This window comes from Halomonas marinisediminis, assembly GCF_004347715.1.
Classification (GTDB): domain Bacteria; phylum Pseudomonadota; class Gammaproteobacteria; order Pseudomonadales; family Halomonadaceae; genus Halomonas; species Halomonas icarae.
Window position 1 is genome coordinate 1 of record NZ_SLTR01000117.1, and the last position, 337, is coordinate 337.

A 337-nucleotide genomic window follows, 5' to 3' on the forward strand; every position below is an offset into this window, starting at 1 on the left:
AGCGTGTCGACGGTATGGGGCGAGAGGCCGAGGATGTCGGCGATCACGGTCTTGCTCTTGCCGCGGGCCATCCAGCCGAGCACTTCGGTCTCCCGCGCGCTCAGGGCGATCTCGCTGCGGTTGCGCTCTTCGATCAGGCGGCAGGCGCGCAGGTGCATCAGTTGCGAGACCAGCTGGTACTCGGCCAGTTGCGGCGCGGTCACGTCGCGCGGCCGGTCGCCGAAGCCCATCCCGACATAGCCGTGGCGCATGTTGGGCCCGAAGACCTGGATCGCCACCCCGTCGCCCACCCGCGCCGGCATGGAGCGTTCGAGGAAGGCCGCCTGTTCCTCGGCCA

Annotated in this window: 1 protein-coding gene; it reads right to left on the minus strand. The window is 69.7% G+C overall.

The window, feature by feature from the left end:
* The coding region (locus E0702_RS16055; RefSeq protein WP_240721793.1) for a helix-turn-helix transcriptional regulator at positions 1-337 on the minus strand (337 nt) is incomplete at both ends.